20 protein-coding genes are annotated in these 21090 nt (G+C 69.7%); 12 read left to right on the top strand and 8 right to left on the bottom strand.

All coding sequences use genetic code 11. The features are described from left to right. Positions 1 to 74 precede the first annotated feature (74 nt). Positions 75 to 1187 (bottom strand): FAD-dependent oxidoreductase, encoded by a 1113-nt coding sequence (locus OG735_RS07675; RefSeq protein ID WP_327322369.1) that lies wholly within the window; start codon positions 1185 to 1187, stop codon positions 75 to 77. A gap of 128 nt (positions 1188 to 1315) precedes the next feature. Between OG735_RS07675 and OG735_RS07670 the strand changes: the two genes are divergently transcribed. The 6 genes from OG735_RS07670 to OG735_RS07645 all read left to right on the top strand — a co-directional run bounded on the left by OG735_RS07670 (position 1316) and on the right by OG735_RS07645 (position 8021). Continuing rightward, on the top strand, positions 1316 to 1897 hold the full coding sequence (locus tag OG735_RS07670) for a TetR/AcrR family transcriptional regulator (RefSeq protein ID WP_327322368.1): 582 nt from the start codon (positions 1316 to 1318) through the stop codon (positions 1895 to 1897). A 1195-nt stretch (positions 1898 to 3092) separates the two neighbouring features. Next, positions 3093 to 4121, top strand: coding sequence for an N-acetyl-gamma-glutamyl-phosphate reductase (gene argC, locus OG735_RS07665; protein WP_327322367.1), 1029 nt, complete (start codon positions 3093 to 3095; stop codon positions 4119 to 4121). Between the two features lie 88 nt (positions 4122 to 4209). Continuing rightward, entirely contained in the window at positions 4210 to 5361 is a 1152-nt protein-coding gene (gene argJ, locus OG735_RS07660) for a bifunctional glutamate N-acetyltransferase/amino-acid acetyltransferase ArgJ (protein WP_327322366.1), read from the top strand. Then, the gene (argB, locus tag OG735_RS07655; protein ID WP_327322365.1) at positions 5358 to 6269 is read left to right on the top strand and encodes an acetylglutamate kinase; all 912 of its coding nucleotides are present in this window, start codon (positions 5358 to 5360) and stop codon (positions 6267 to 6269) included. The genes argJ and argB overlap by 4 nt, the downstream gene beginning before the upstream one ends. Beyond that, a complete protein-coding gene (locus tag OG735_RS07650; RefSeq protein WP_327322364.1) occupies positions 6266 to 7474 on the top strand; it encodes an acetylornithine transaminase in 1209 nt (402 codons plus the stop codon). The genes argB and OG735_RS07650 overlap by 4 nt, the downstream gene beginning before the upstream one ends. 10 nt (positions 7475 to 7484) lie before the next feature. Next, entirely contained in the window at positions 7485 to 8021 is a 537-nt protein-coding gene (locus OG735_RS07645; RefSeq protein WP_327322363.1) for an arginine repressor, read from the top strand. A 20-nt stretch (positions 8022 to 8041) separates the two neighbouring features. Here the strand turns inward: OG735_RS07645 and OG735_RS07640 are convergent, their stop codons facing one another. The 5 genes from OG735_RS07640 to OG735_RS07620 form a co-directional block, all read right to left on the bottom strand. Then, positions 8042 to 8815 (bottom strand): FAD:protein FMN transferase, encoded by a 774-nt coding sequence (locus OG735_RS07640; protein WP_327322362.1) that lies wholly within the window; start codon positions 8813 to 8815, stop codon positions 8042 to 8044. Continuing rightward, complete coding sequence (locus OG735_RS07635; RefSeq protein ID WP_327322361.1) at positions 8815 to 9690, bottom strand: FMN-binding protein; 876 nt, start codon at positions 9688 to 9690, stop codon at positions 8815 to 8817. Before OG735_RS07635 ends, OG735_RS07640 begins: the two co-directional genes overlap by 1 nt. Before the next feature lie 38 nt (positions 9691 to 9728). Next, positions 9729 to 11096: a ferredoxin reductase family protein gene (locus tag OG735_RS07630; protein WP_327328236.1), complete on the bottom strand. Its 1368-nt coding sequence runs from the start codon at positions 11094 to 11096 to the stop codon at positions 9729 to 9731. 111 nt (positions 11097 to 11207) lie between these two features. Further along, entirely contained in the window at positions 11208 to 11915 is a 708-nt protein-coding gene (locus OG735_RS07625; RefSeq protein ID WP_327322360.1) for a L,D-transpeptidase family protein, read from the bottom strand. A 77-nt stretch (positions 11916 to 11992) separates the two neighbouring features. Then, positions 11993 to 12580, bottom strand: coding sequence for a pyridoxamine 5'-phosphate oxidase family protein (locus OG735_RS07620; RefSeq protein WP_327322359.1), 588 nt, complete (start codon positions 12578 to 12580; stop codon positions 11993 to 11995). 196 nt (positions 12581 to 12776) lie between these two features. On the opposite strand from OG735_RS07620, the gene OG735_RS07615 reads away from it, so the two are divergent. Both OG735_RS07615 and argH read left to right on the top strand, forming a co-directional pair. After that, positions 12777 to 13970, top strand: a complete 1194-nt coding sequence (locus OG735_RS07615) for an argininosuccinate synthase (RefSeq protein WP_326648662.1) — start codon at positions 12777 to 12779, stop codon at positions 13968 to 13970. Positions 13971 to 14085: 115 nt separating this feature from the next. Then, positions 14086 to 15513, top strand: a complete 1428-nt coding sequence (gene argH, locus OG735_RS07610) for an argininosuccinate lyase (RefSeq protein WP_327322358.1) — start codon at positions 14086 to 14088, stop codon at positions 15511 to 15513. Between the two features lie 3 nt (positions 15514 to 15516). On the opposite strand, the gene OG735_RS07605 is transcribed toward argH, so the two are convergent. Next, entirely contained in the window at positions 15517 to 16026 is a 510-nt protein-coding gene (locus tag OG735_RS07605; protein WP_327322357.1) for an HAD domain-containing protein, read from the bottom strand. Positions 16027 to 16110: 84 nt separating this feature from the next. Between OG735_RS07605 and OG735_RS07600 the strand changes: the two genes are divergently transcribed. Both OG735_RS07600 and OG735_RS07595 read left to right on the top strand, forming a co-directional pair. Beyond that, positions 16111 to 16662 (top strand): TetR/AcrR family transcriptional regulator, encoded by a 552-nt coding sequence (locus OG735_RS07600; RefSeq protein ID WP_327322356.1) that lies wholly within the window; start codon positions 16111 to 16113, stop codon positions 16660 to 16662. Next, positions 16659 to 18203, top strand: a complete 1545-nt coding sequence (locus OG735_RS07595; RefSeq protein ID WP_327322355.1) for an MFS transporter — start codon at positions 16659 to 16661, stop codon at positions 18201 to 18203. The genes OG735_RS07600 and OG735_RS07595 overlap by 4 nt, the downstream gene beginning before the upstream one ends. 184 nt (positions 18204 to 18387) lie before the next feature. Here the strand turns inward: OG735_RS07595 and OG735_RS07590 are convergent, their stop codons facing one another. Then, positions 18388 to 19104, bottom strand: a complete 717-nt coding sequence (locus OG735_RS07590; RefSeq protein ID WP_327328235.1) for a lysophospholipid acyltransferase family protein — start codon at positions 19102 to 19104, stop codon at positions 18388 to 18390. 191 nt (positions 19105 to 19295) lie between these two features. On the opposite strand from OG735_RS07590, the gene OG735_RS07585 reads away from it, so the two are divergent. Continuing rightward, a complete protein-coding gene (locus tag OG735_RS07585) occupies positions 19296 to 20441 on the top strand; it encodes a glycerophosphodiester phosphodiesterase (protein ID WP_327322353.1) in 1146 nt (381 codons plus the stop codon). 85 nt (positions 20442 to 20526) lie between these two features. Then, positions 20527 to 21060 carry a sigma-70 family RNA polymerase sigma factor gene (locus tag OG735_RS07580; protein ID WP_327322352.1) on the top strand — a complete coding sequence of 178 codons (534 nt, stop codon included), beginning with the start codon at positions 20527 to 20529 and terminating at the stop codon, positions 21058 to 21060. The last annotated feature ends 30 nt before the right edge of the window (positions 21061 to 21090 follow it).

Below are 21090 nucleotides of genomic sequence, written 5' to 3'. Positions count from 1 at the left end.
GAGACTCCGGGCGTTGGGCTCCATGCCATGCCCGGTGGCGCCGGTGCGGCCCGGCAGAACCGGCGGACCTTTGCTCAGGAGTCCGCCGGGGGTATGAGGTGGTCGAGTCCCTCGGCGCAGCCCTTGGCGGCCTCGGCCGAGCGCGGCAGCATGACGCTCTCGTAGGCACGGACGGCGTCGTCGAGGCCGGGTTCGGTGACGAGGGCGTGGGCGAGGTCGGCGCCGTCGAGCATGGCGAGGTTGGCACCCAGCCCGAGAGGGGGCATCAGGTGTGCGGCGTCGCCCAGCAGGGTGACGCCGGGTATGTGCTCCCAGGTGTGTGGGACGGGCAGTGCGAACAGAGGCCGGTTGACGAACTCGCCGTCGTTGTACCGCAGGAGATGGAGCAGGCTCTCGTCCCAGCCCTCGTACACCGTCAGCAGGTGCTTGCGCACGGCCGCCGTGTCACCAAGGTCCAGGCCGGCGGTCACATGCCAGTTCTCCGGGGCACGGAACGCGATGTAGGCGCGGATGTGGCTATTGCTGTTGCGCTGGGCGAACAGGCCCTTGCCGCCGGCCTTCGCCATCATGGTGCCGTCGCCGACCAGCCGCGAGAGAGCGGCATGGCGGGTGTCGCAGTCGTCGAAGCCGATGTCGACGAAGGTGACACCGGTGTAGCCGGGCGTGGCGTCGGACAGGGCCGGGCGGACACGTGACCAGGCGCCGTCGGCGCCGACGATCAGGTCGAAGTCGTCAGTGGTGCCGTCGCTGAAGATCAGACGGCGTTTGCCGTCCCCGAGCAGGTCGACCCCGCTGACGGTGCGGTCCCACCGGACGGTGCCCGCCGTGAGGGATTCCAGGAGAAGACCGCGCAACTGGCCTCGGTCGATCTCCGGCCTGTCGTCGTCGGCGTCGCCGGGCTCCTCATGAGACACGACCGTGGCGGTCGCGGGGTCGAGCAGGCGCCACTCCTGGCCTTCAGGGCGGGCCAGGGCGCGGAATCGGTCGAGCAGGCCCGCCGCGCGCAGCGCGACCTGTCCGGTGCCGGCATGCATGTCGAGAGTGCCGCCCTGAAGGCGGGCGCCGGTGGACGCCTCGTGTTCGAAGACGGTGACGGAGCGGCCGTGGAGCTGCAGAACACGGGCGCAGGCAAGGCCGCCGAGGCCGGCGCCGACGATTGCGACGCGGGGGTCACTGGCGGATTTCATGGGGCTCTCCCTCGGGAGGTGGGCGAGTCGCCGGGAGGTCGGCGCGCTGCGACCAAGAAAGCACACTCGCTCAATAAGTGCAACGACTACACTTTCATAGTGGGTGCACTTCGGGGTACGGTGTGCCGGTGACCGAACCGACCGGGCGCCGCGAGCGCAAGAAGGCCCAGACCCGCAGGTCCCTGGCCGACGCCGCCCTCCAGCTCTTCCTCGACCGCGGCTACGACCAGGTCGGCGTCAAGGATGTCGCCGACGCCGCCGACGTGTCGGTGACCACGTTGTTCAAGTACTTCCCCAGCAAGGAGGCGCTGGTCTTCGACCAGGACGACGACCTCGAAGCGGCACTCGTCGCCGCGGTGCGCGAACGCGCCCCCGGCCAGTCGATCCCGCAAGCCCTGCGCGAGCGTGTCCTGCTGATGCAGGCTTCCGTCGCGGACCCGCGATCCGCCGCGTTCATGCGCATGGTGGAGGACACCCCGGTGCTGCGTGACTACGCCCACCGCATGTGGATGCGTCACGAAGAGGCCGTGGCGCGAGCCATCGCCGAGGAGGTCGGCGCCCCCGAAGCCGACGTCACCAGCGCTGCCCTTGCCCGTTTCGCGCTGGAAGCCCGGGGTCTCATTCGGCGGCACCCCGACCCGCGGCGTGCCGCCGACGAGGTCTTCGCCCTTCTCGAACACGGCTGGACAGCCGCCCACCCCGGCAACTGACCCGCTCCCTCCGGGGAAGTCGACAAGGATCGCCGCGCGGCCGCCGGCGGCGCCTCAGTCGCAACCCCCAGGTCGACTGCGAGCCCGCCAGCCGAACGCAACGTCTCACTGTGACTGAGCGCGCTACTTGGCCCTTGAGCGCGATAGTTGGCCCGTTGTGCATTCCACTTGGCCTCCCGCACCGCCGCTGGCCATGCCCGAGGCCATCTGAGCTGCGAAAACACCGCCAGTCGGAGTGAGGGCCAATGGATGGGAGCCAGCCGTCCGAGCGTCTATGGCGCTATGGGGGCGCGGACCTCGTTGCGGATGATCGCCGTCTTCGCGGCGAAGGCCTCAAGGTCGAACTCGGCCGGCGGCTTCTTGAAGTCCACGGTCTGGGACACGTGCGCCACGGCCGAACCGTCGGCCCAGGAACAGTCGGGTTCCCAGGTCGGCCGAACTGATCGACCTCTTGGACGATCCGGCAGGACACGGGCTCCGAGGAGCCCTGAGGGATGATCGTGCGAGGGCCGATGATCACGGTGGAGCGCCTGTCCGGGACGCTGGTCCGACGGTCGAGAATCTTCAGGAACTCGTCGCGGGCCGTGACTGGGTTCAGCACGGTTCCGTACACCCCGGTCACCGCGAGCACGGGCCCCGACGTTTCCGTGGTTCGGTCGGCCGGCTGATAGGCGGCGAAGGCGGAGACGCCGTGCTCGATCTGGCCCGAGAGCATCATCGGGATGTTCTGATCGGGCGCCGAATGGTCGGACTCCGTGAAGACGCCCTTGAGCACCGCCTTGGGCATCTTCAACCGGTAGGGGCCCGCTGGAACCGAGGCCTGACCCGGGCCGCTCGTCGGAGGGATCGCACTTCCCCCGCTCCCGCCACAGCCAGCCAGCACCGCCGTGAGCATGGCCGCTGCCGCCGTTCTGAGATGTCGCCTCATGTGTCTCCCCCACCACAGTCAGTCCAACATGATCACTTTGCCATGAGGTGGCGTGCCAGGCTACAAGGCCTCACGCCCGGCCAGATGGCCTCGGGCATGGCCAGCGGCGGTGCGGGAGGCCAAGTGGAATACACAACGGGCCAACTATCGCGCTCAAGGGCCAAGTAGCGCGCTCAGTCACACTCACGAGGTCGCCGCCCTCACCCTCCAGTCGTTGCATAAATCTGCAACGCTGCGTATAGTCATGCCATCGACGAGGAGGGTTCGATGGCGGTACGAGCAGCAGTGGCAGGAGCGAGCGGTTACGCGGGCGGAGAACTCCTCCGGCTGCTCCTCGCCCACCCTGAGATCGAGATCGGCGCCCTCACCGGCAACTCCAACGCGGGCCAGAAGCTCGGTGGCCTGCAGCCGCATCTGCTCCCGCTCGCCGGGCGGGTGCTCGAGCCGACCACCGCCGAGGTACTCACCGGGCACGAGGTCGTCTTTCTCGCGCTCCCGCACGGTCAGTCCGCCGCCGTCGCCGAGCAGCTCGGCGACGAGGTCCTCGTCGTCGACATGGGGGCCGACTTCCGGCTGGAGGACGCGGCCGACTGGGAGACGTTCTACGGCTCGCCGCACGCCGGGACCTGGCCCTACGGCCTCCCCGAACTGCCGGGCGCCCGTGCCGCGCTGCAAGGGACCAAGCGCATCGCCGTACCCGGTTGCTATCCCACCGCCGTCACGCTCGCCCTCTTCCCGGCGTACGCGGCCTCGCTCGCCGAGCCCGAAGCGGTGATCACCGCCGCCTCCGGCACCTCCGGCGCGGGCAAGGCGCCCAAGCCGCATCTGCTCGGCTCCGAGGTGATGGGCTCGATGAGCCCGTACGGCGTCGGCGGCAGCCACCGCCATACCCCCGAGATGATCCAGAACCTGAGCGCGGCGGCCGGCGAGCGGGTCACCGTCTCCTTCACGCCCACGCTCGCGCCCATGGCCCGCGGCATTCTCGCCACGTGCAGCGCGAAGGCGAAGCCGGGCACGACGGCTCAGGACGTACGGACCGCGTACGAGAAGGCGCTCCAGGACGAGCCGTTCGTCCACCTGCTCCCCGAGGGCCAGTGGCCCGCCACCGCTTCCGTTCACGGGTCGAACGCCGTCCAGATCCAGGTCGCGTACGACGAGGCCGCCGGCCGCATCATCGCGATCAGCGCCATCGACAACCTCACCAAGGGCACCGCGGGCGGCGCGGTGCAGAGCATGAACCTCGCCCTCGGGCTCCCCGAGGACACCGGACTTTCCACGGTCGGAGTCGCTCCGTGAGCGACGCACGCGCAGCCGCCGGGCTGCTGACAACGACGAAGGCCGCACCGCCGTGCCGCGCGGGCGGAGAAACGAACAAGGAGATGCAGTGAGCGTCACGGCAGCCAAGGGATTCACGGCGGCGGGCATCGCCGCCGGGATCAAGGAGAACGGCAATCCGGACCTGGCCCTCGTGGTCAACAACGGTCCCCGCCGCGCCGCCGCGGGCGTCTTCACCTCCAACCGCGTCAAGGCCGCGCCCGTCCTCTGGTCCGAGCAGGTCCTCCGCGGCGGCGAAGTCACCGCGGTCGTCCTCAACTCCGGTGGCGCCAACGCCTGTACGGGCCCGCAGGGTTTCCAGGACACCCACGCGACCGCAGAGAAGGCCGCCGAGGTGCTCGGCCAGAGTGCCGGCGAGGTCGCCGTCGCCTCCACCGGGCTGATCGGTCTGCTGCTGCCGATGAACAAGATCGTCGCCGGCATCGAGAAGGCCGCCACCGAGCTCTCCGCGCACGGCGGTGAGAAGGCCGCCATCGCCATCAAGACCACCGACACCGTCCACAAGACCGCTGTGGTCACCAAGGACGGCTGGACCGTCGGCGGTATGGCCAAGGGCGCTGGCATGCTCGCCCCCGGCCTCGCCACCATGCTCGTCGTCCTCACCACCGACGCCGACCTCGAGGCCGCGACGCTCGACAAGGCGCTGCGCGACGCCACCCGGCAGACCTTCGACCGGATCGACTCCGACGGCTGTATGTCCACCAACGACACCGTGCTGCTGCTCGCCTCCGGAGCCAGTGAGCTCACACCCCGGTACGAGGAGTTCGCCGAGGCCGTTCGGACCGTCTGCGACGATCTCGCCCGCCAGCTGATCGGTGACGCCGAGGGCGCCAGCAAGGACATCCGTATCGAGGTCATCAACGCCGCGACCGAGGACGACGCCGTCGAGGTGGGCCGCTCCATCGCCCGTAACAACCTCCTCAAGTGCGCCATCCACGGCGAGGACCCCAACTGGGGCCGGGTGCTCTCCGCCATCGGCACCACACAGGCCGCCTTCGAGCCCGACCGGCTGAACGTCGCCATCAACGACATCTGGGTCTGCAAGAACGGCAGCGTCGGCGAGGACCGGGACCTGGTCGACATGCGCTACCGCGAGGTGAAGATCACCGCCGACCTCTCCGCCGGGTCCGATTCCGCCGTGATCTGGGCCAACGACCTCACCGCCGACTACGTCCACGAGAACAGCGCGTACTCCTCATGAGCGCCCGTAAGCACACCGCGCTGCCCAAGGCCCAGATCCTCATCGAGGCGCTGCCCTGGCTGACCCGGCACAACGGAAAGACCGTCGTCATCAAGTTCGGCGGCAACGCCATGATCGACGAGGACCTCAAGGCGGCCTTCGCGCAGGATGTCGTCTTCCTGCGCCACGCCGGCCTCAAGCCGGTCGTGGTCCACGGCGGCGGTCCGCAGATCAGCGCCCAGCTCGACAAGCACGGCCTGGTCAGCGAGTTCAAGGCGGGCCTGAGGGTCACCACGCCCGAGGCCATGGACGTCGTACGGATGGTGCTGGCCGGTCAGGTCCAGCGTGAGCTCGTCGGGCTGCTCAACCAGCACGGCCCACTGGCCGTCGGGATGACCGGCGAGGACGCCCACACCATCACCGCCACCAAGCACCAGCCGCAGATCGACGGCGAGTTGGTCGACATCGGCCGCGTCGGTGAGATCACCAAGATCGACACGGGCGCCATCGAGGCGCTCCTGGAGGACGGCCGTATCCCGGTCATCTCCTCCATCGCGCGCTCCGCCGACGACAACCATGTATACAACGTCAACGCCGACACCGCGGCGGCCGCGCTCGCCGCCGCGCTGGGCGCCGAGACACTGATGGTCCTCACCGATGTCGAAGGCCTCTACGAGGACTGGCCGAACAGCGACGAAGTGATCAGCAGGCTCACCGCCACCCAGCTGGAGAAGCTGCTGCCCGACCTCTCCAGCGGCATGGTCCCCAAGATGGAGGGCTGTCTGCACGCCGTACGCAACGGGGTCAACACCGCGCGCGTGATCGACGGCCGGGTCCAGCACTCGATCCTGCTGGAGATCTTCACCGACGAGGGCATCGGCACGATGGTCGTGCCCGACGGACAGCTACCGCCACAGGGGGAGTCATGAGCAACGAGGAGCTCACACAGCGCTGGCAGGGCGTGATGACGGACAACTACGGCACGCCGAAGCTGTCCCTCGTACGCGGCGAGGGAGCCAAGGTCTGGGACGCGGACGGCACCGAGTACACCGACTTCGTCGGTGGCATCGCCGTGAACGCGCTCGGCCACGCCCACCCCGCCGTCGTCGACGCCGTCTCCCGGCAGATCGCCTCCCTCGGCCATGTCTCCAACCTCTACGTCGCCGAGCCCCCCGTCGCACTCGCCGAGCGGCTGATCCAGCTCTTCGGCCGCCCCGGCCGCGTCTTCTTCTGCAACTCCGGCGCGGAGGCCAACGAAGCCGCCTTCAAGATCGGCCGGCTGACTGGCCGCACGCACATGGTCGCCACCGACGGCGGCTTCCACGGCCGCACGATGGGCTCCCTCGCCCTCACCGGCCAGCCGGGCAAGCGGGAGCCGTTCCTGCCGCTGCCGGGAGACGTCACACACGTCCCGTACGGCGATGTCGAGGCGCTGCGGGCCGTGGTCACCGAAGAGACCGCGCTGGTCGTCATCGAGCCGATCCAGGGCGAGAACGGCGTGATCGTCCCGCCCAAGGGCTATCTGGAGGCCGCCCGGGAAATCACCCTGGCCACCGGCACGCTGCTCGTCCTCGACGAGGTCCAGACGGGTATCGGGCGGACCGGCCACTGGTTCGAGTACCAGGCACACCAGGGCGTGGAGCCCGATGTCGTCACGCTCGCCAAGGGTCTCGGCGGCGGGCTCCCGATCGGCGCGGCCGTCGCCTTCGGCCAGGCCGCGGACCTGCTCCGGCCCGGCCAGCACGGCACGACGTTCGGCGGCAACCCGGTCGCCTGCGCGGCCGGACTCGCCGTGCTCGACACCCTCGCGGCCGACGGAGTCCTCGACGAGGTGAAGCGCCTCGGCGAGAAGCTGCGCGACGGAATCGAGGGCGCCGACGGCAAGCATGGCCACCCGCTGGTCTCCCACGTCCGTGGCGAGGGCCTGCTGCTGGGTATCGTGCTCACCGAGCCCCTCGCACCGCAGGTGCAGCAGGCAGCTCAGGATGCCGGTTTCCTGGTGAACGCTCCCGCTCCCGATGTCGTGCGGCTCATGCCGCCACTGATCATCGGTGACGCGGAAGTGGACGCGTTCCTCCAGGCGCTGCCGGGCATCCTCGACGGTGCGTACGGGGAAGGACGATCCGGGGAATGAGACGACGACGATGACCGAGGCGCAGGACACCGAGCACGGCGGGCCCGCCGTACCGCAGACCCGCACGGCCCGCCACCGCCGGATCGTGGACATCCTCAACCGGCAGCCGGTGCGGTCGCAGAGCCAGCTGGCGAAGCTCCTGGCGGACAACGGACTGAGCGTCACCCAGGCGACGCTCTCCCGCGACCTCGACGAGCTGGGCGCGGTGAAGCTCCGCAACACCGGCGGTGAGCTGATCTACGCCGTGCCCAGCGAGGGTGGCTTCCGCACCCCGCAGGCCCCGCTCGGCGAGTCGGCCAAGGAGGAGCGCATGCGGCGCCTCTCGGCCGAACTGCTCATCTCCGCCGAGGCCTCCGCCAACCTCGTGGTGCTGCGTACGCCTCCGGGCGCGGCCCAGTTCCTCGCCTCGGCCATCGACCAGGCCGAACTGCACGACATCCTCGGCACGATCGCGGGCGACGACACACTGATGCTGATCAGCCGCGACCCGAACGGCGGCCAGGCGCTCGCGGACCATCTGCTGCGCCTGGCCCAGAACGACCGCTGAGGCCGCCGGCGGTCCGGTCGTCAGGCCGTCAACTTCGCCGTGTGGCGGGCGAATCCGCTGGTCCGCCAGGTGCTGCCGTCGGCATTGACCGCAAAGCCCTCGGTATCGGGCAGCTCCTCCAGCCAGTCGCGGGCCCGCCCGCCCATGGCGTACGCGGCAGTCGCCCGGGCGTCCGCGTGGGTCAGCCCCGGGCAGACGACGGTCATTGACGCCATCGCCTCGGCGGGTGGCCGGCGGGTGTGCGGGTCGAGGATGTGGCAGCCGCGCTCGGCCGGGCCCGATGTGGCGACGGCGAGGCTCTCGTCGGCCTCGATCACCGTGACGAGCTCGCCCGGGTGCAGCGGGTCACTGACGCCCACCCGCCAGGGGCCGCCGTACAGCTGGATGTCGCCGCCTCCGTTGAGGCAGACCGAATCCGCACCGGACGAGGCGAGCATGCGGACCGCGCACTCCACCGCCCAGCCCTTGACCAGACCGGTCGGATCGAGCTCGCCGGCGTGGCGGGCGGTGAACCAGCCGTCGCTCTCCCGCTCCGCGTCCGCGCACAGCTCGAGCACTTCGGCGACCTCGGTGACACAGTCCCCGAGCGAGAGTTCGCCGCGGGCGAGTCGGCTGAGCTGGCTGTCCCGACGGTATGTCGAGAAGATCTCGTCCACGCGGTGCAGACCGGCCACGGCGGCGGCGAGTCCGGCGCGCACCCTGGGAGAGTCGCTGCCGGTGGCGATACGGATGTCGAACGAGAAGACCGTGCCCATGGAGTGCTCGACATGGCGCAGGCGCTCCCCGGCGGGCATCACAGACCTGCCTTGTCGAGTGCGCTCTGCAGGGACTTGATGTAGCCCTGGCTGGTGTAGCTGGCCCCGGAGACCGCGTCGATCTGCGCGCTCTGCGCCGTGACCGCGGCCTGGTTCAGTCTGGGCACAGCCTTGGCGGCGATCTGCCGGCTGTTGGCGTCAGCGCTGGGCGCCTTGACGGCGTCGGCCGCGGTGACCTTGCCGCCGCTGACCGTGATCCGGACCTGCACGGGGCCGTACTGGGTGTCGGCCACGTCGCCGAGGACGGTTTTCGTCGCCTGGGCGCCACCGGAGCCGGAGCCCGAGCCGGAGCCCGCACCGGAACCCGAGTCCCCTCCGGGCTGCGTCCCTGCTCCGGGTTGTGCACCGGCCTGCGCGCCGGACCCGTCGCTGCCGGAATCCCCGGTGCCGGAGCCCGCCGCCGCCCCCGCAGCCCCCGCAGCCCCCGCAGTCCCGGCCTTGTCGAGTGCGCTCTGCAGGGACTTGATGTAGCCCTGGCTGGTGTAGCTGGCCCCGGAGACCGCGTCGATCTGCGCGCTCTGCGCCGTCATCACGGCCTGGTTGAGCTTGGGGATCGCGTCGGCGGCGACCTGCCGGCTCCTGGGGTCGGCGCTGGGCGCCTTCACCGCCTGTGCCCCGGTGATTCTGCCGCCGCTGAACGTGAGCTGGACCTGGACGTCGCCGTACTGCGTGCCGGCGACGGCACCGAGCACCGTCTGTCCCCCCGCGGCCCCGGCCCCGTTCCCGGCGGACGCCGAGCCGGCGGGCGGCACCTGAGCCCCGGCCTGCGACGAGGCCCCGGCCACGGTGTTGCCCGGTTGCTTCAGTGCGAGCAGCAGGACGACACCTGACACGGTGGCGGCGGCGCCGATCATGATCCGGCGAAGCGGATGTTTCCTCTTCAAGGACGGCCTCACATCTCGAAGGACTCGTGGTGGATCCGGCGGGACGGCACTCCTGCTTCGCGCAGTGCCTGGTACGACTCCTCGGCGAGACCGGGCGGCCCGCAGAGATAGACGTCGTGCTCGTCGATATCGGGCAGCACCTCCGTCAGCCGCTCGGCGGTGATCTCGGGCCGGGCCCCGTCGGGACCGTTCACCGCGTACATCAGCTGTGCGTCCCGGCGCTGAGCGATCTGCTCAAGCTCGTTCCAGAGCGCCAGGTCCTGCCTCTTGCTGGCCCGGTAGAGCAGCGTCAGATCGCCCGGGCCGCCGGGCAGCGTCTCGAACAGCGCGCGCAGCGGGGTGATCCCGGCGCCGCCCGCGATCAGCAGCACCTTGTTGCGGCTCCGGCGGCCGGCGGTCATGGCTCCGTAGGGGCCTTCTGCCCAGATCCGCGTCCCCGGCTCCAGCCGGGAGAGGGCCGTGCTGTGCTTCCCGACCGCCTTGACGGTGATTCGCATCAGGGTGGGGCGGGGCGGGGCGGAGAGCGAGTACGGATTGGCGCTCCAGCGCAGCCCCTTGGTGAGGAACCGCCAGCGGAAGAACTGACCCGCCTCGGCACCGAGCCGGTGCAGCCGTCGCCCGGTGATCAGCACGGAGACCACACCGGGTGCCTCGTCCACGGTCGACTCGACCCGCATCCGGTGCCAGAGATTGAGCCGGACGGGCGACAGGACGCGGTACCAGAGCAGCAGCGCGCCGACCGCTCCGTACAGCACGTACCAGACGGTGCGCACCATGGGGTTCGCCACGAACTCGGCACCCGTCGCCAGCTGGTGCCAGAAGGTCAGATACACCGCGACATAGGTGAGAAGGTGCAGGTAGTACCACGTCTCGTACGACATCCGTCGGCGTACCGCCCCGGCCGAGACGAAGCCGATGAGGAGCAGGAGCCCGGTGCCGATCGCCGCCTTGATCATTTCGGGGAAGTCGACGACGACGGTGACGGTCTGCTCCACGAGGCCGGTACGGGCCTGGACGGCGTACCCCCAGACGGTCAGTACGACATGCGCGACGATCAGACTGATCGCGTAGCGGCCGCTCATCGCGTGCCAGCGGGTCACCCGGTCGGAACCCACCCGCCGTTCCAGCGCCGGGACGCGTGCCATCAGCAGCACCACCAGCGCGATCATGTATCCGCCCAGCAGACCGGTGATCCTTCCGGCACCGATCAGCCACTCGGCGGTGGTCATATGCACCACCGCAGTGTTCTGCCACCACAGGGACAGCACGGCCACCGCCCCTGCCCAGGCGACGGCCAGCAGCGCCACCGCCGGGTCACGCTGGGGCCGGATCGCCCGCATGGTCTGGCGTCTTGCGGCCCGACCGCTCTGCAACATCGCCACGACTGCTCCTCGGCTGTACCTCTTCGCGTACGGGGATACGCATACGAGGCGCGTGGAGTTCAACTCGAGGGGCGGTTGTGCAATCTGTGACGTGGCCGAGCCCGGTCAGTAGCGCGTGACGGCCGTGCGTCCCGAAGCGGTGCCGATGGCGATGTGCGGGTCGCGGTGCTGGTCGGCCCAGGCCAGGATCCGGCGCATGGCCGCGTCCGGCACGGACACACAACCGGCCGTCGCGCCACGCCCGTTGACATGGAGGAAGATGCCGGCGCCCCGACCGCGCACCGGACGGTCGTAGTTGAAGCCGATGACCAGGGCCCGGGCGTACTGCGTCGCGTACGTGACCAGATGCTCGGACTCGGCAGCCCGGCAGTCGGCGGGCAGCCCCTCCACCCAGCGGTTGTACGCGCGGGATCCGTTGTCCTGGCACCACCAGGACTTCTCCGTCACCCGGCGGTAGGGGTAGTCGGTCGAGGCGGCAGCGGCCCTGGTCCCGAAGGCGTACGGCAGGCCGTACAGCCCGGTCGGGGTGGTGAAGGTGCTCTGTCTCCGGCTACCGCCCTCGACCAGGCCCTTCGCGCCGAACCGTGCCGCGGCCGAGCCCACCGTCACCCACCGCCCGTCGCGGCGCCGGTCCCACCAGGTGACCCTGCCCGTGGTGGAGCCGGCGCTCGGGGCCTCGGCGGTGATCAGCTGGGTGCCGCCGCCCGTGTCGGCCATCCGTTCGGGGAGCGTGGCCGCGCGGCCGGGCACGGCCGCGACCGTACCGGCGGCGAGCAGAAGGAGAACGGAGCCAAGTGCGAGTCCGGGGCGCATGGTTCATGACCGTACGCGCGGCACGGGGGGTGCGCCGCCCGGACTGCGCCGTACGCGCACCCGGACACTTCCCGGGGTCAGTCCGTACGCGCGGGGAGGGGGAGCGGCAGCGCCGGCAGCCCGTCCAGGCTCACCCCGACGTGGTCCTTCTTCTCGCAGTACGCGGCGAACTCCTCGTCCGACTTACGGCCGAAGTGCTCCGCGTGCTGCGTGCGCTCCTCCTGGTACTCCATGAAGGGCACGGCGAAACCGCAGGCGTCGCTGATCCGCTGCGCGTGGATGACGATGATCGCGCGGGCGCTCGGCCCGTCGACCTCCTTGAAGTGCGGGATGAAATCGGCCCAGCGCGGGTCGTCGCGGAAGATCGCCTCACCGCTGCCGTGCACCCGCAGCACCTTGGGCGGGCCGGTGAACGCGCACCACATCAGCGTGATGCGCCCATTCCCTTCCTCACGGAGGTGAGCGATGGTCTCGGCACCGCTGCCGCCGAAGTCGAGATAGGCCAGGGTCAGCTCGTCGATGACGACGAGCGTGCCGCTGCGGCCCTTGGGGGAGAGGTTGATATGCCCCTCGCCGCCGAGCGGGGCGGTGGCGGTGAAGAAGACGGGCTGTTGCTCGATGAAGCTGCGGATACGGCCTTCTATTCGTACGTAGCGCTGTCCCATACGAGGGATTATCCGCGGTGATCGATCACCGGGGCAGGCAGTTCGGGGCTCTTGTATCAGGCAGTTCCGGGCTCCGGTATTCGTCTCGCGCTCCTGGCGAGGCACGCTCCGCAGGGACCGTACGGACCGCGTTGACAAAACATACGGAGGACTGCATAGTTATACCCATCACCGAATGCATCGTAAGGAGAAACCAGTGACCGAGCGCGTCGTACTCGCCTACTCGGGCGGTCTGGACACCTCCGTCGCCATCGGCTGGATCGCCGAGGAGACGGGCGCCGAGGTCATCGCCGTTGCCGTGGACGTCGGCCAGGGCGGCGAGGACCTGGACGTCATCCGCAAGCGCGCGCTCGCCTGCGGTGCCGTCGAGGCCGAGGTGGCCGACGCCAAGGATGAATTCGCCGACGAGTACTGCCTCCCGGCGATCAAGGCCAACGCCCTCTACATGGACCGCTACCCGCTGGTCTCCGCCCTCTCCCGGCCGACGATCGTCAAGCACCTCGTCGCCGCCGCCAAGAAGCACAACGCCGGTATCGTCGCCCACGGCTGCACCGGCAAGGGCAATGACCAGGTGCGGTTCGAGGCCGGTATCTCCGCGCTCGGTCCCGATCTGAAGTGCATCGCCCCGGTCCGTGACTACGCCATGACCCGGGACAAGGCGATCGCCTTCTGCGAGGAGAAGCAGCTCCCCATCGCGACCACCAAGAAGTCGCCGTACTCCATCGACCAGAACGTCTTCGGGCGGGCCGTCGAGACCGGCTTCCTGGAGGACATCTGGAACGGGCCGATCGAGGACATTTACGAGTACACCTCGAACCCGGCCGTGCAGCGCGAGGCCGATGAGGTCGTCATCTCCTTCAAGGAAGGCGTCCCGGTCGCCATCGACGGCAAGCCCGTCACCGTCCTGCAGGCGATCCAGCAGCTCAACGAGCGGGCCGGCGCGCAGGGCATCGGCCGGATCGACATGGTCGAGGACCGGCTGGTCGGCATCAAATCCCGTGAGGTGTACGAGGCTCCGGGCGCGATCGCGCTGATCACCGCCCACCAGGAGCTGGAGAACGTCACGGTCGAGCGCGAGCTGGCCCGCTACAAGCGGCAGGTCGAGCAGCGCTGGGGCGAGATGGTCTACGACGGCCTGTGGTTCTCCCCGCTCAAGCGCGCCCTGGACGGCTTCATCAACGAGGCCAACCAGCATGTCACCGGTGACATCCGGATGACTCTGCAGGGCGGTCGCGCTGTCGTCACCGGCCGGAAGTCCGAGGAGTCGCTGTACGACTTCAACCTGGCGACGTACGACTCGGGCGACACGTTCGACCAGTCGAAGGCGCAGGGCTTCATCGAGATCTTCGGCCTGTCGTCGAAGATCGCGGCGCGGCGCGACCTCGCCTGATTCGATACGCGTACGACAGCCGCCCTCCCCGTTCCTCCGCGGCGGGGCGGGGGTCCCCCGGGCCCGCAGGGCCCAGGGGGAGGGCGCACATCCACCCTCTTGAGGAGCTTCAGCTGTGAGCAGCAACAACGGTGACGTACGGCTCTGGGGCGGCCGTTTCGCCGACGGTCCGGCCGAGGCGCTGGCGAAGCTGTCGGCGTCGGTCCACTTCGACTGGCGGCTCGCGCCGTACGACATCGCGGGCTCCCGCGCCCACGCGCGTGTGCTCCACAAGGCCGGCCTGCTCACCGAGGACGAGCTGACGCGGATGCTGGCCGGCCTCGACCGGCTCGAAGCCGATGTCACCGACGGCTCCTTCGTCGGCACGATCGCCGACGAGGACGTCCACACGGCGCTGGAGCGCGGTCTCCTGGAGCGCCTCGGCCCGGACCTCGGCGGCAAGCTGCGGGCAGGACGGTCCAGGAACGACCAGGTCGCGACGCTCTTCCGGATGTATCTGCGGGACCACGCCCGGATCATCGGCGGCTTGATCGCCGAGCTTCAGGACGCGCTGGTCGGCCTGGCCGAGGCGCACCCGGACGTCGCCATGCCGGGCCGTACGCACCTCCAGCACGCCCAGCCCGTGCTCTTCGCCCACCATGTCCTCGCCCATGTCCAGTCCCTCTCGCGGGACGCGGAGCGGCTGCGGCAGTGGGACGAGCGCACGGCGGTCTCTCCGTACGGATCGGGCGCCCTGGCCGGATCGTCACTGGGCCTCGACCCGGAGGCGGTCGCCGCGGACCTCGGCTTCGAACACGGCTCGTCCGCGAACTCCATCGACGGCACCGCCTCCCGTGACTTCGTCGCCGAGTTCGCCTTCATCACCGCGATGATCGGCGTGAACCTCTCCCGGATCGCGGAGGAGGTCATCATCTGGAATACGAAGGAGTTCTCCTTCGTGACCCTGCACGACGCCTTCTCGACCGGGTCGTCGATCATGCCGCAGAAGAAGAACCCGGACATCGCGGAGCTGGCGCGCGGCAAGTCCGGCCGGCTCATCGGAAATCTGACCGGTCTGCTGGCGACGCTGAAGGCGCTGCCGCTCGCGTACAACCGCGACCTCCAGGAGGACAAGGAGCCGGTCTTCGACTCCTGCGACCAGCTCGAGGTCCTGCTCCCGGCCTTCACCGGGATGATGGCGACGCTGACGGTCAACCGGGAGCGGATGGAGGAGCTGGCCCCGGCCGGTTTCTCGCTCGCGACGGACATCGCGGAGTGGCTGGTGAAGCAGGGCGTGCCGTTCCGGGTGGCGCACGAGGTCGCCGGCGAATGCGTCAAGGAGTGCGAGGTGCACGGCATCGAACTGGACCAGCTCACCGACGCCCAGTTCGCGAAGATCTCCGAGCACCTCACGCCCGAGGTGCGCACGGTCCTCAACGTCCGGGGCGCGCTGGCTTCCCGGAGCGGCCGCGGCGGCACGGCCCCTTCGGCAGTCGCCGTCCAACTGGCCGAGGTCAAGGCTGACTTGACCGTGCAGCACGCCTGGGCCACGGCGAAGAAGTAGGCGTCACCGCAGCGTCGCCGCCCAGTCCGCGAGCGCGTCGAAGTCCGGCCGGAGCAGTCCAACCCTGTCGTCGACGCGCAGCAACAGGGCGGCGGCCTGGTGCCGTTGTTCCACCCACTCGTGGTCCATGGCCGTGATCTCGTCGTCGATCCAGGCGAACGGCCGCCCCGCCGCGTACTCCAGGATGTACTGAGTCTTCCAGAAGGTCCCGCGAGGGGCCTTTCCGTGCATCTCGGGCCAGTCGATGTACGGCAGTTCGGGCAGCCCGAGATGCGGCCCGATCCACTCATTGGCCTCGCCCTTCCAGGTCGTGGCCCAGACGAGTTCGTACCACTCGGCCAGAGCCAGCAGCTCGACCCCGTGCTCCGGGTTGAGCCAGACGCGCAATGGCTTGGTCTCCGTCCAGCCCGAGGGCCGCATCCGGTGGGTGGCGTACCCCTCCGGTCTGCGTCGGGCTCGTGCCGCATACGGATTGAGCGGTCCATCGACGTCGATCAGCAGCAGCGGCTTCATACGCACACGATGCCCTCTGCGCCGCCGGGACGGCAGCGAATATCCAATGAGACAATGATGTCTCATGTGGGCTATGGTTGTCTCATGACAGTCGATCGTGAACAGGTTCTGCGCACCGCCGCCGCCCTGCTCTCCCGTAAAGCGACCGCCACCATGGACGAGGTCGCCCGGGCCGCGGGCATCGGGCGGGCCACCCTGCACCGGCATTTCGCCGGGCGGCACTCCCTCGTCAAGGCCCTCGAAGACCTCGGCATCCAGGAGTTCGAGGCGGCCCTCGACACCGCCCGGCTCGACGACGGCGCCGCCGAGGACGCGCTGCGGCGGCTCATCGCCGAAGTGGAGTCCGCCGCCCCGCTGCTCGCCTTCCTTGTCACCGAGAACCAGCTCTTCGAGGGCGACCAGGTGAACGAGGGCTGGAACCGCCTCGACGCTCGTGTCTCCGCGCTCTTCCGGCGTGGACAGGAGCAGGGCGAGTTCCGTATCGACCTCACGCCCGCCTGGCTGACCGAGGCCCTCTACGGGCTCGTCGGCGCCGGTGCCTGGTCGGTGCAGGAGGGGCGGGTCGCTGCCAAGGACTTCCAGTACATGATCGTCGAGTTGTTGCTCGGCGGCGCACGACGGAGCGTGAGGGAATGACCACTACCGACCGGCAGGCCACGGAGAGCGAAGCGATACGCAGTCCCGGCCGGTGGCTCGCGCTCGCCGTCCTCGTCCTTGCCGTGCTGCTGGTCGCCGTCGACGCGACCGTGCTCGGCCTCGCGACGCCCTTCCTCAGCGAGGACCTGCAGCCCTCCGGCACCCAGCTGCTCTGGATCGGCGACGTCTACTCGTTCGTCATCGCCGGTCTGCTCGTCTCGATGGGCAGCCTCGGTGACCGTATCGGCCGCAAGAAGCTGCTGCTGATCGGCGCGGTCGCGTTCGGTGCGGTCTCCGTGCTCAACGCATACGCCACGAGCCCGGAGTTGATGATTCTCGCACGCGCCCTGCTCGGTGTCGCGGGTGCCACCCTGATGCCGTCCACGCTCGCGCTGATCCGCAATATCTTCCACGACCCCAAGGAGCGCAGCCTCGCGGTCGGCGTCTGGGGCGCGGCGGCCTCCGCGGGCGCCGCGGTCGGACCTGTCGTCGGCGGCTTCCTGCTGGAGAACTTCTGGTGGGGCTCCGTCTTCCTGATCAACCTGCCCGTGATGGCGGTGCTGGTCCTGGTCGGCGTCAAACTGCTGCCGGAGTCCCGCGACCCCAACCCCGGCCCCTGGGACCTGATCAGTGTCGGCCTCTCGCTGATCGGCATGGTCAGCGTCGTCTACGCCGTCAAGGAGGCGGCGGTGCACGGCTTCCGCTGGGACAACGCGGCGGCCGCGATCATCGGACTGGCCGCTCTGTACTGGTTCGCCCGGCGGCAGCTGACGCTCGACTCGCCACTGCTGGACATGCGGCTCTTCCACCACCGCGGCTTCTCCGGTGCGGTCCTCGCCGATCTGCTGACCATTCTCGGCCTGTCCGGACTGGTCTTCTTCCTTTCGCAGTTCCTGCAACTGGTGCAGATGCGCTCGCCGTTGGAGGCGGGACTGATCGAACTGCCCGCCGCGATCGGCGCGGTGGGTGCCGGCCTGCTGGCCGGCCATCTCGCCCGCAGAGCCTCCGTACGCGGCGTGGTGGCCGGCGGACTGACAGCGGTCGGACTCGCACTCGCGGCCTGTACGGCGGTCAGCGCGTCCACCGGAGTCCTGGCGCTCGGTGTCGCGTTGTTCATCGGCGGTGTCGGAGCGGGTCTCGCCTTCACCGTGACCGCGGACGTCATCCTCTCCAGCGTGCCCAAGGAGCAGGCGGGCGCGGCCTCCGCAGTGTCGGAGACTGCATACGAACTGGGCGCGGCGCTCGGCATCGCGCTGCTCGGATCCATCGTGACCGGTATCTACCGCGGCTTCACCGCTCCGCCGGGCGTCCCCGCCGAGTCGGCCGCTTCGGCGCACGACTCACTCGGCGGCGCGGTCGAGTCGGCCAAGGACCTGCCGCAGGATCAGGGCGCGGCGATGCTGTCGGCAGCGCAGGACGCCTTCACCGACGGCTTCCAGTCGGCGGGGGCGATCGGCGCGGCCGTACTCTTCGCGACGGCCGTCGCGGCGTGGTTCATGCTGCGCGGCCAGAAGCTCGAGGAAGGCCTCGAGCACCCGTAGGCACCCGTAAGCCCCCGTAAGCACTCGTAAGGCATCGAACGGCAGTACTTCCCTGAGCGCCGTAAAGCCTCGAATATCCGTCAGGCCCCCAGCGGCCACAAGGGTGAGTGACGACGAAAGAAGGGCCGGACCCGCGTGGGGCCCGGCCCTTCTCACAACTTCGCGTCACCCCGGAGCGACCGGCTCAGGCCGCCTTCGCCTTCGTCGCGTACATGTCCACGTACTCCTGGCCCGACAACTCCATGACCTCGGTCATCACCGAGTCGGTCACCGCGCGCAGCACATAGCGGTCGCGGTCCATGCCGTCGTAGCGCGAGAACTCCATCGGCTCGCCGAAGCGGACCGTCACGCGGCCCGGCCGCGGCAGACCGGCGCCGCCCGGCTGCAGCTTGTCGGTGCCGATCATCGCGAACGGAACCACGGGCGCGCCGGTCATCAGCGTGAGCCGCGCGATGCCCGTACGGCCCCGGTAGAGCCGCCCGTCGGGGGAGCGGGTGCCCTCCGGGTAGATGCCGAACATCCTGCCCTCCTCCAGCACCCGGCGGCCGGTCATCAGCGCGGCGACACCGCCGTTGGCGCCGTCGCGGTCCACCGGGATCATGCCGCTGCCCGTGAAGAACCAGGCCATCAGCCGGCCCTTGACGCCCTTGCCGGTCACGTACTCGTCCTTGCCGATGAAGTGGACCGGACGGGCGCAGACCAGCGGAAGGATCATCGAGTCGATGAACGTGAGGTGGTTTCCGGCGAGGATGACCGGCCCCGTCCCCGGGATGTTCTCGGCACCTTCCACACGTGGGCGGAACATCAGGCGCAGGATCGGTCCTAGCACTGCCTTGATGAGCGACAAGCGGGACAACGGGTCCTCCGTGTCATGTGCGGGTGTCGTGGGGGCGGACGGTATGGCGGCGAAGTCTGTGCAGGTGAGGACGATACTCGTGGGTCACACCTGATCGCACATCGGTTCATCGATCGGATACGCAGTGTTGACGTGTGTTTCCACTGCGTTCGTCCAGGCTCTGCCGTATGGAAGGCGTAGCTGCCTACCATCGGGCATCGCTTGACAGGTGCGGGACATCACACGGAGGAACGTCGATGACACAAGGTGCGGACGGAAGTCCCGGGCGTCGGACCGTACTGGGAGCGGCGGTGCTCGGCACGGCCGCCCTCGGACTCGGCTCCACGGCGGCACGGGCCGACGAGCAGGACAGCGGACATGGTTCGTACCGGGACCTGCCCTCCCCGACGGTGATCGCCCACCGTGGCGCCAGTGGCTACCGGCCCGAGCACACTCTCGGCTCCTACCAGCTGGCCCTCGACATGGGCGCGCATGTTGTCGAGCAGGACCTGGTGCCGACCAAGGACGGCCACCTCGTATGCCGTCACGAGAACGACATCACCGGTACGACGGATGTCGCGGCACACCCGGAGTTCGCGTCCCGCAAGACCACCAAGTCCATCGACGGCGTCAGCCTCACCGGCTGGTTCACCGAGGACTTCACGCTCGCCGAGCTGAAGACGCTGCGCGCCAAGGAGCGGATCCCCGCCAACCGCCAGGAGAACACCCTCTACGACGGCCGCTGGGCGATACCCACCTTCGAGGAGGTGCTGCGCTGGGCCGAGAAGGAGGGCCACCGGCGCGGCCGTCCCGTCTGGCTCCATGTCGAGACCAAGCACCCCACCTACTTCCGGGGGATCGGACTCGGACTCGAGGAGCGACTGGCCAGGCTGCTGCGCCGGTACGGACGCGACCGCCGCAACTCGCCCGTGTTTCTCCAGTCGTTCGAGCCGAGCAGCATCCAGCGGCTGGCCGGGCTTGTCGACTCGCCGCGCGTCGTCCTGCTGTCGGCCGCGAACACCCGCCCCTGGGACTTCGTCCAGGCGGGCGACCCGCGCACGGTCGCCGATCTCGTCAAGCCCGAGGGCCTGAAGTGGATCGCGTCGTACGCGCAGGGCATCGGCCCGACCCTCGACCTGATCATCCCGAAGGACGCGAACGGCAAACTGGGCACGCAGACGACACTGGTGCGGGACGCGCACGCCAAGGGCCTGATCCTGCACCCGTACACGATGCGCAACGAGAACACCTTCCTGCCCGCCGACTTCCGGCGCGGCACGGACCCGAACGCCTACGGCGACGCCTTCGGCGCCTTCAAGGTCTACTTCGAGACCGGCATCGACGGGATCTTCACCGACAACTCGGACACGGGTCTGCTGGCCGCCGCCGACTTCCGCGGCTGACGCACAGACGCCCCCGACCTGCCCGAACGGGTGACTGTGCCGTCTCGCGGCAACCGCCGCCGCGCGACGGCACGTCCCGCCGGACATGACGCTTCTCGAAGACACCCCCGCCCGTGTGGTCCGCGCGCTGGGCCCGCTGGTGAGCGCCGAGGCCACGGCCGAGGCGCCGGGCACCGCGTTGGAGGCCGGCGACCTCGAACAGGCTGTCTGGGTGCGGCTGCTCGAGCGGCTCGACCGTGACGGGCCGCCGCCGGACGCAGCCCGCTGGGTCAAGTCGGCCGTACGGGCGGAGGCGCGCCGCGCCCGGCGGACGGCCGCCCGTGAACTGCCGTACGGCCAGGAGCCCTCAGCCGACCCGGCAGGCAGTCCAGAACGCACCGCGCTCCGGGCCGAGCGGCACCTCTCGCTGCGGGCCGCCGTCGCACGGACGCCCGGCAACTGCCCGCGGCTGCTCACCGCGATGCTGTCCCCGGACGACCCGACCTACCGGGAAATCGCAGGGGCGTTGGGAATCTCACAGGGCAGTCTGGGGCCGATGCGTTCCCGCTGCCTGGGATGCCTGCGCAGAATGCTGACGGCAGAGGTTGGCGCTCCTGAACGCGGGGGAAAGGAGCGGTAGACAACCGGCGGACAGGTGAGCGGGAGGCAT

The sequence above is a fragment of the Streptomyces sp. NBC_01210 genome, assembly GCF_036010325.1.
Taxonomy (GTDB): Bacteria; Actinomycetota; Actinomycetes; order Streptomycetales; family Streptomycetaceae; genus Streptomyces.
This window is presented reverse-complemented; position numbering and strand designations above follow the sequence as displayed.

Bases quoted from the DNA above. Each gene is read 5' to 3' on its own strand.
- OG735_RS07675 (WP_327322369.1), bottom strand. From the start codon at position 1,187: ATGAAATCCGCCAGTGACCCCCGCGTCGCAATCGTCGGCGCCGGCCTC.
- argC (WP_327322367.1), top strand. From the start codon at position 3,093: ATGGCGGTACGAGCAGCAGTGGCAGGAGCGAGCGGTTACGCGGGCGGA.
- argB (WP_327322365.1), top strand. From the start codon at position 5,358: ATGAGCGCCCGTAAGCACACCGCGCTGCCCAAGGCCCAGATCCTCATC.
- OG735_RS07650 (WP_327322364.1), top strand. From the start codon at position 6,266: ATGAGCAACGAGGAGCTCACACAGCGCTGGCAGGGCGTGATGACGGAC.
- OG735_RS07645 (WP_327322363.1), top strand. From the start codon at position 7,485: ATGACCGAGGCGCAGGACACCGAGCACGGCGGGCCCGCCGTACCGCAG.
- OG735_RS07640 (WP_327322362.1), bottom strand. From the start codon at position 8,815: ATGCCCGCCGGGGAGCGCCTGCGCCATGTCGAGCACTCCATGGGCACG.
- OG735_RS07635 (WP_327322361.1), bottom strand. From the start codon at position 9,690: ATGATCGGCGCCGCCGCCACCGTGTCAGGTGTCGTCCTGCTGCTCGCA.
- OG735_RS07630 (WP_327328236.1), bottom strand. From the start codon at position 11,096: ATGTTGCAGAGCGGTCGGGCCGCAAGACGCCAGACCATGCGGGCGATC.
- OG735_RS07625 (WP_327322360.1), bottom strand. From the start codon at position 11,915: ATGCGCCCCGGACTCGCACTTGGCTCCGTTCTCCTTCTGCTCGCCGCC.
- OG735_RS07620 (WP_327322359.1), bottom strand. From the start codon at position 12,580: ATGGGACAGCGCTACGTACGAATAGAAGGCCGTATCCGCAGCTTCATC.
- OG735_RS07605 (WP_327322357.1), bottom strand. From the start codon at position 16,026: ATGAAGCCGCTGCTGCTGATCGACGTCGATGGACCGCTCAATCCGTAT.
- OG735_RS07600 (WP_327322356.1), top strand. From the start codon at position 16,111: ATGACAGTCGATCGTGAACAGGTTCTGCGCACCGCCGCCGCCCTGCTC.
- OG735_RS07595 (WP_327322355.1), top strand. From the start codon at position 16,659: ATGACCACTACCGACCGGCAGGCCACGGAGAGCGAAGCGATACGCAGT.
- OG735_RS07585 (WP_327322353.1), top strand. From the start codon at position 19,296: ATGACACAAGGTGCGGACGGAAGTCCCGGGCGTCGGACCGTACTGGGA.
- OG735_RS07580 (WP_327322352.1), top strand. From the start codon at position 20,527: ATGACGCTTCTCGAAGACACCCCCGCCCGTGTGGTCCGCGCGCTGGGC.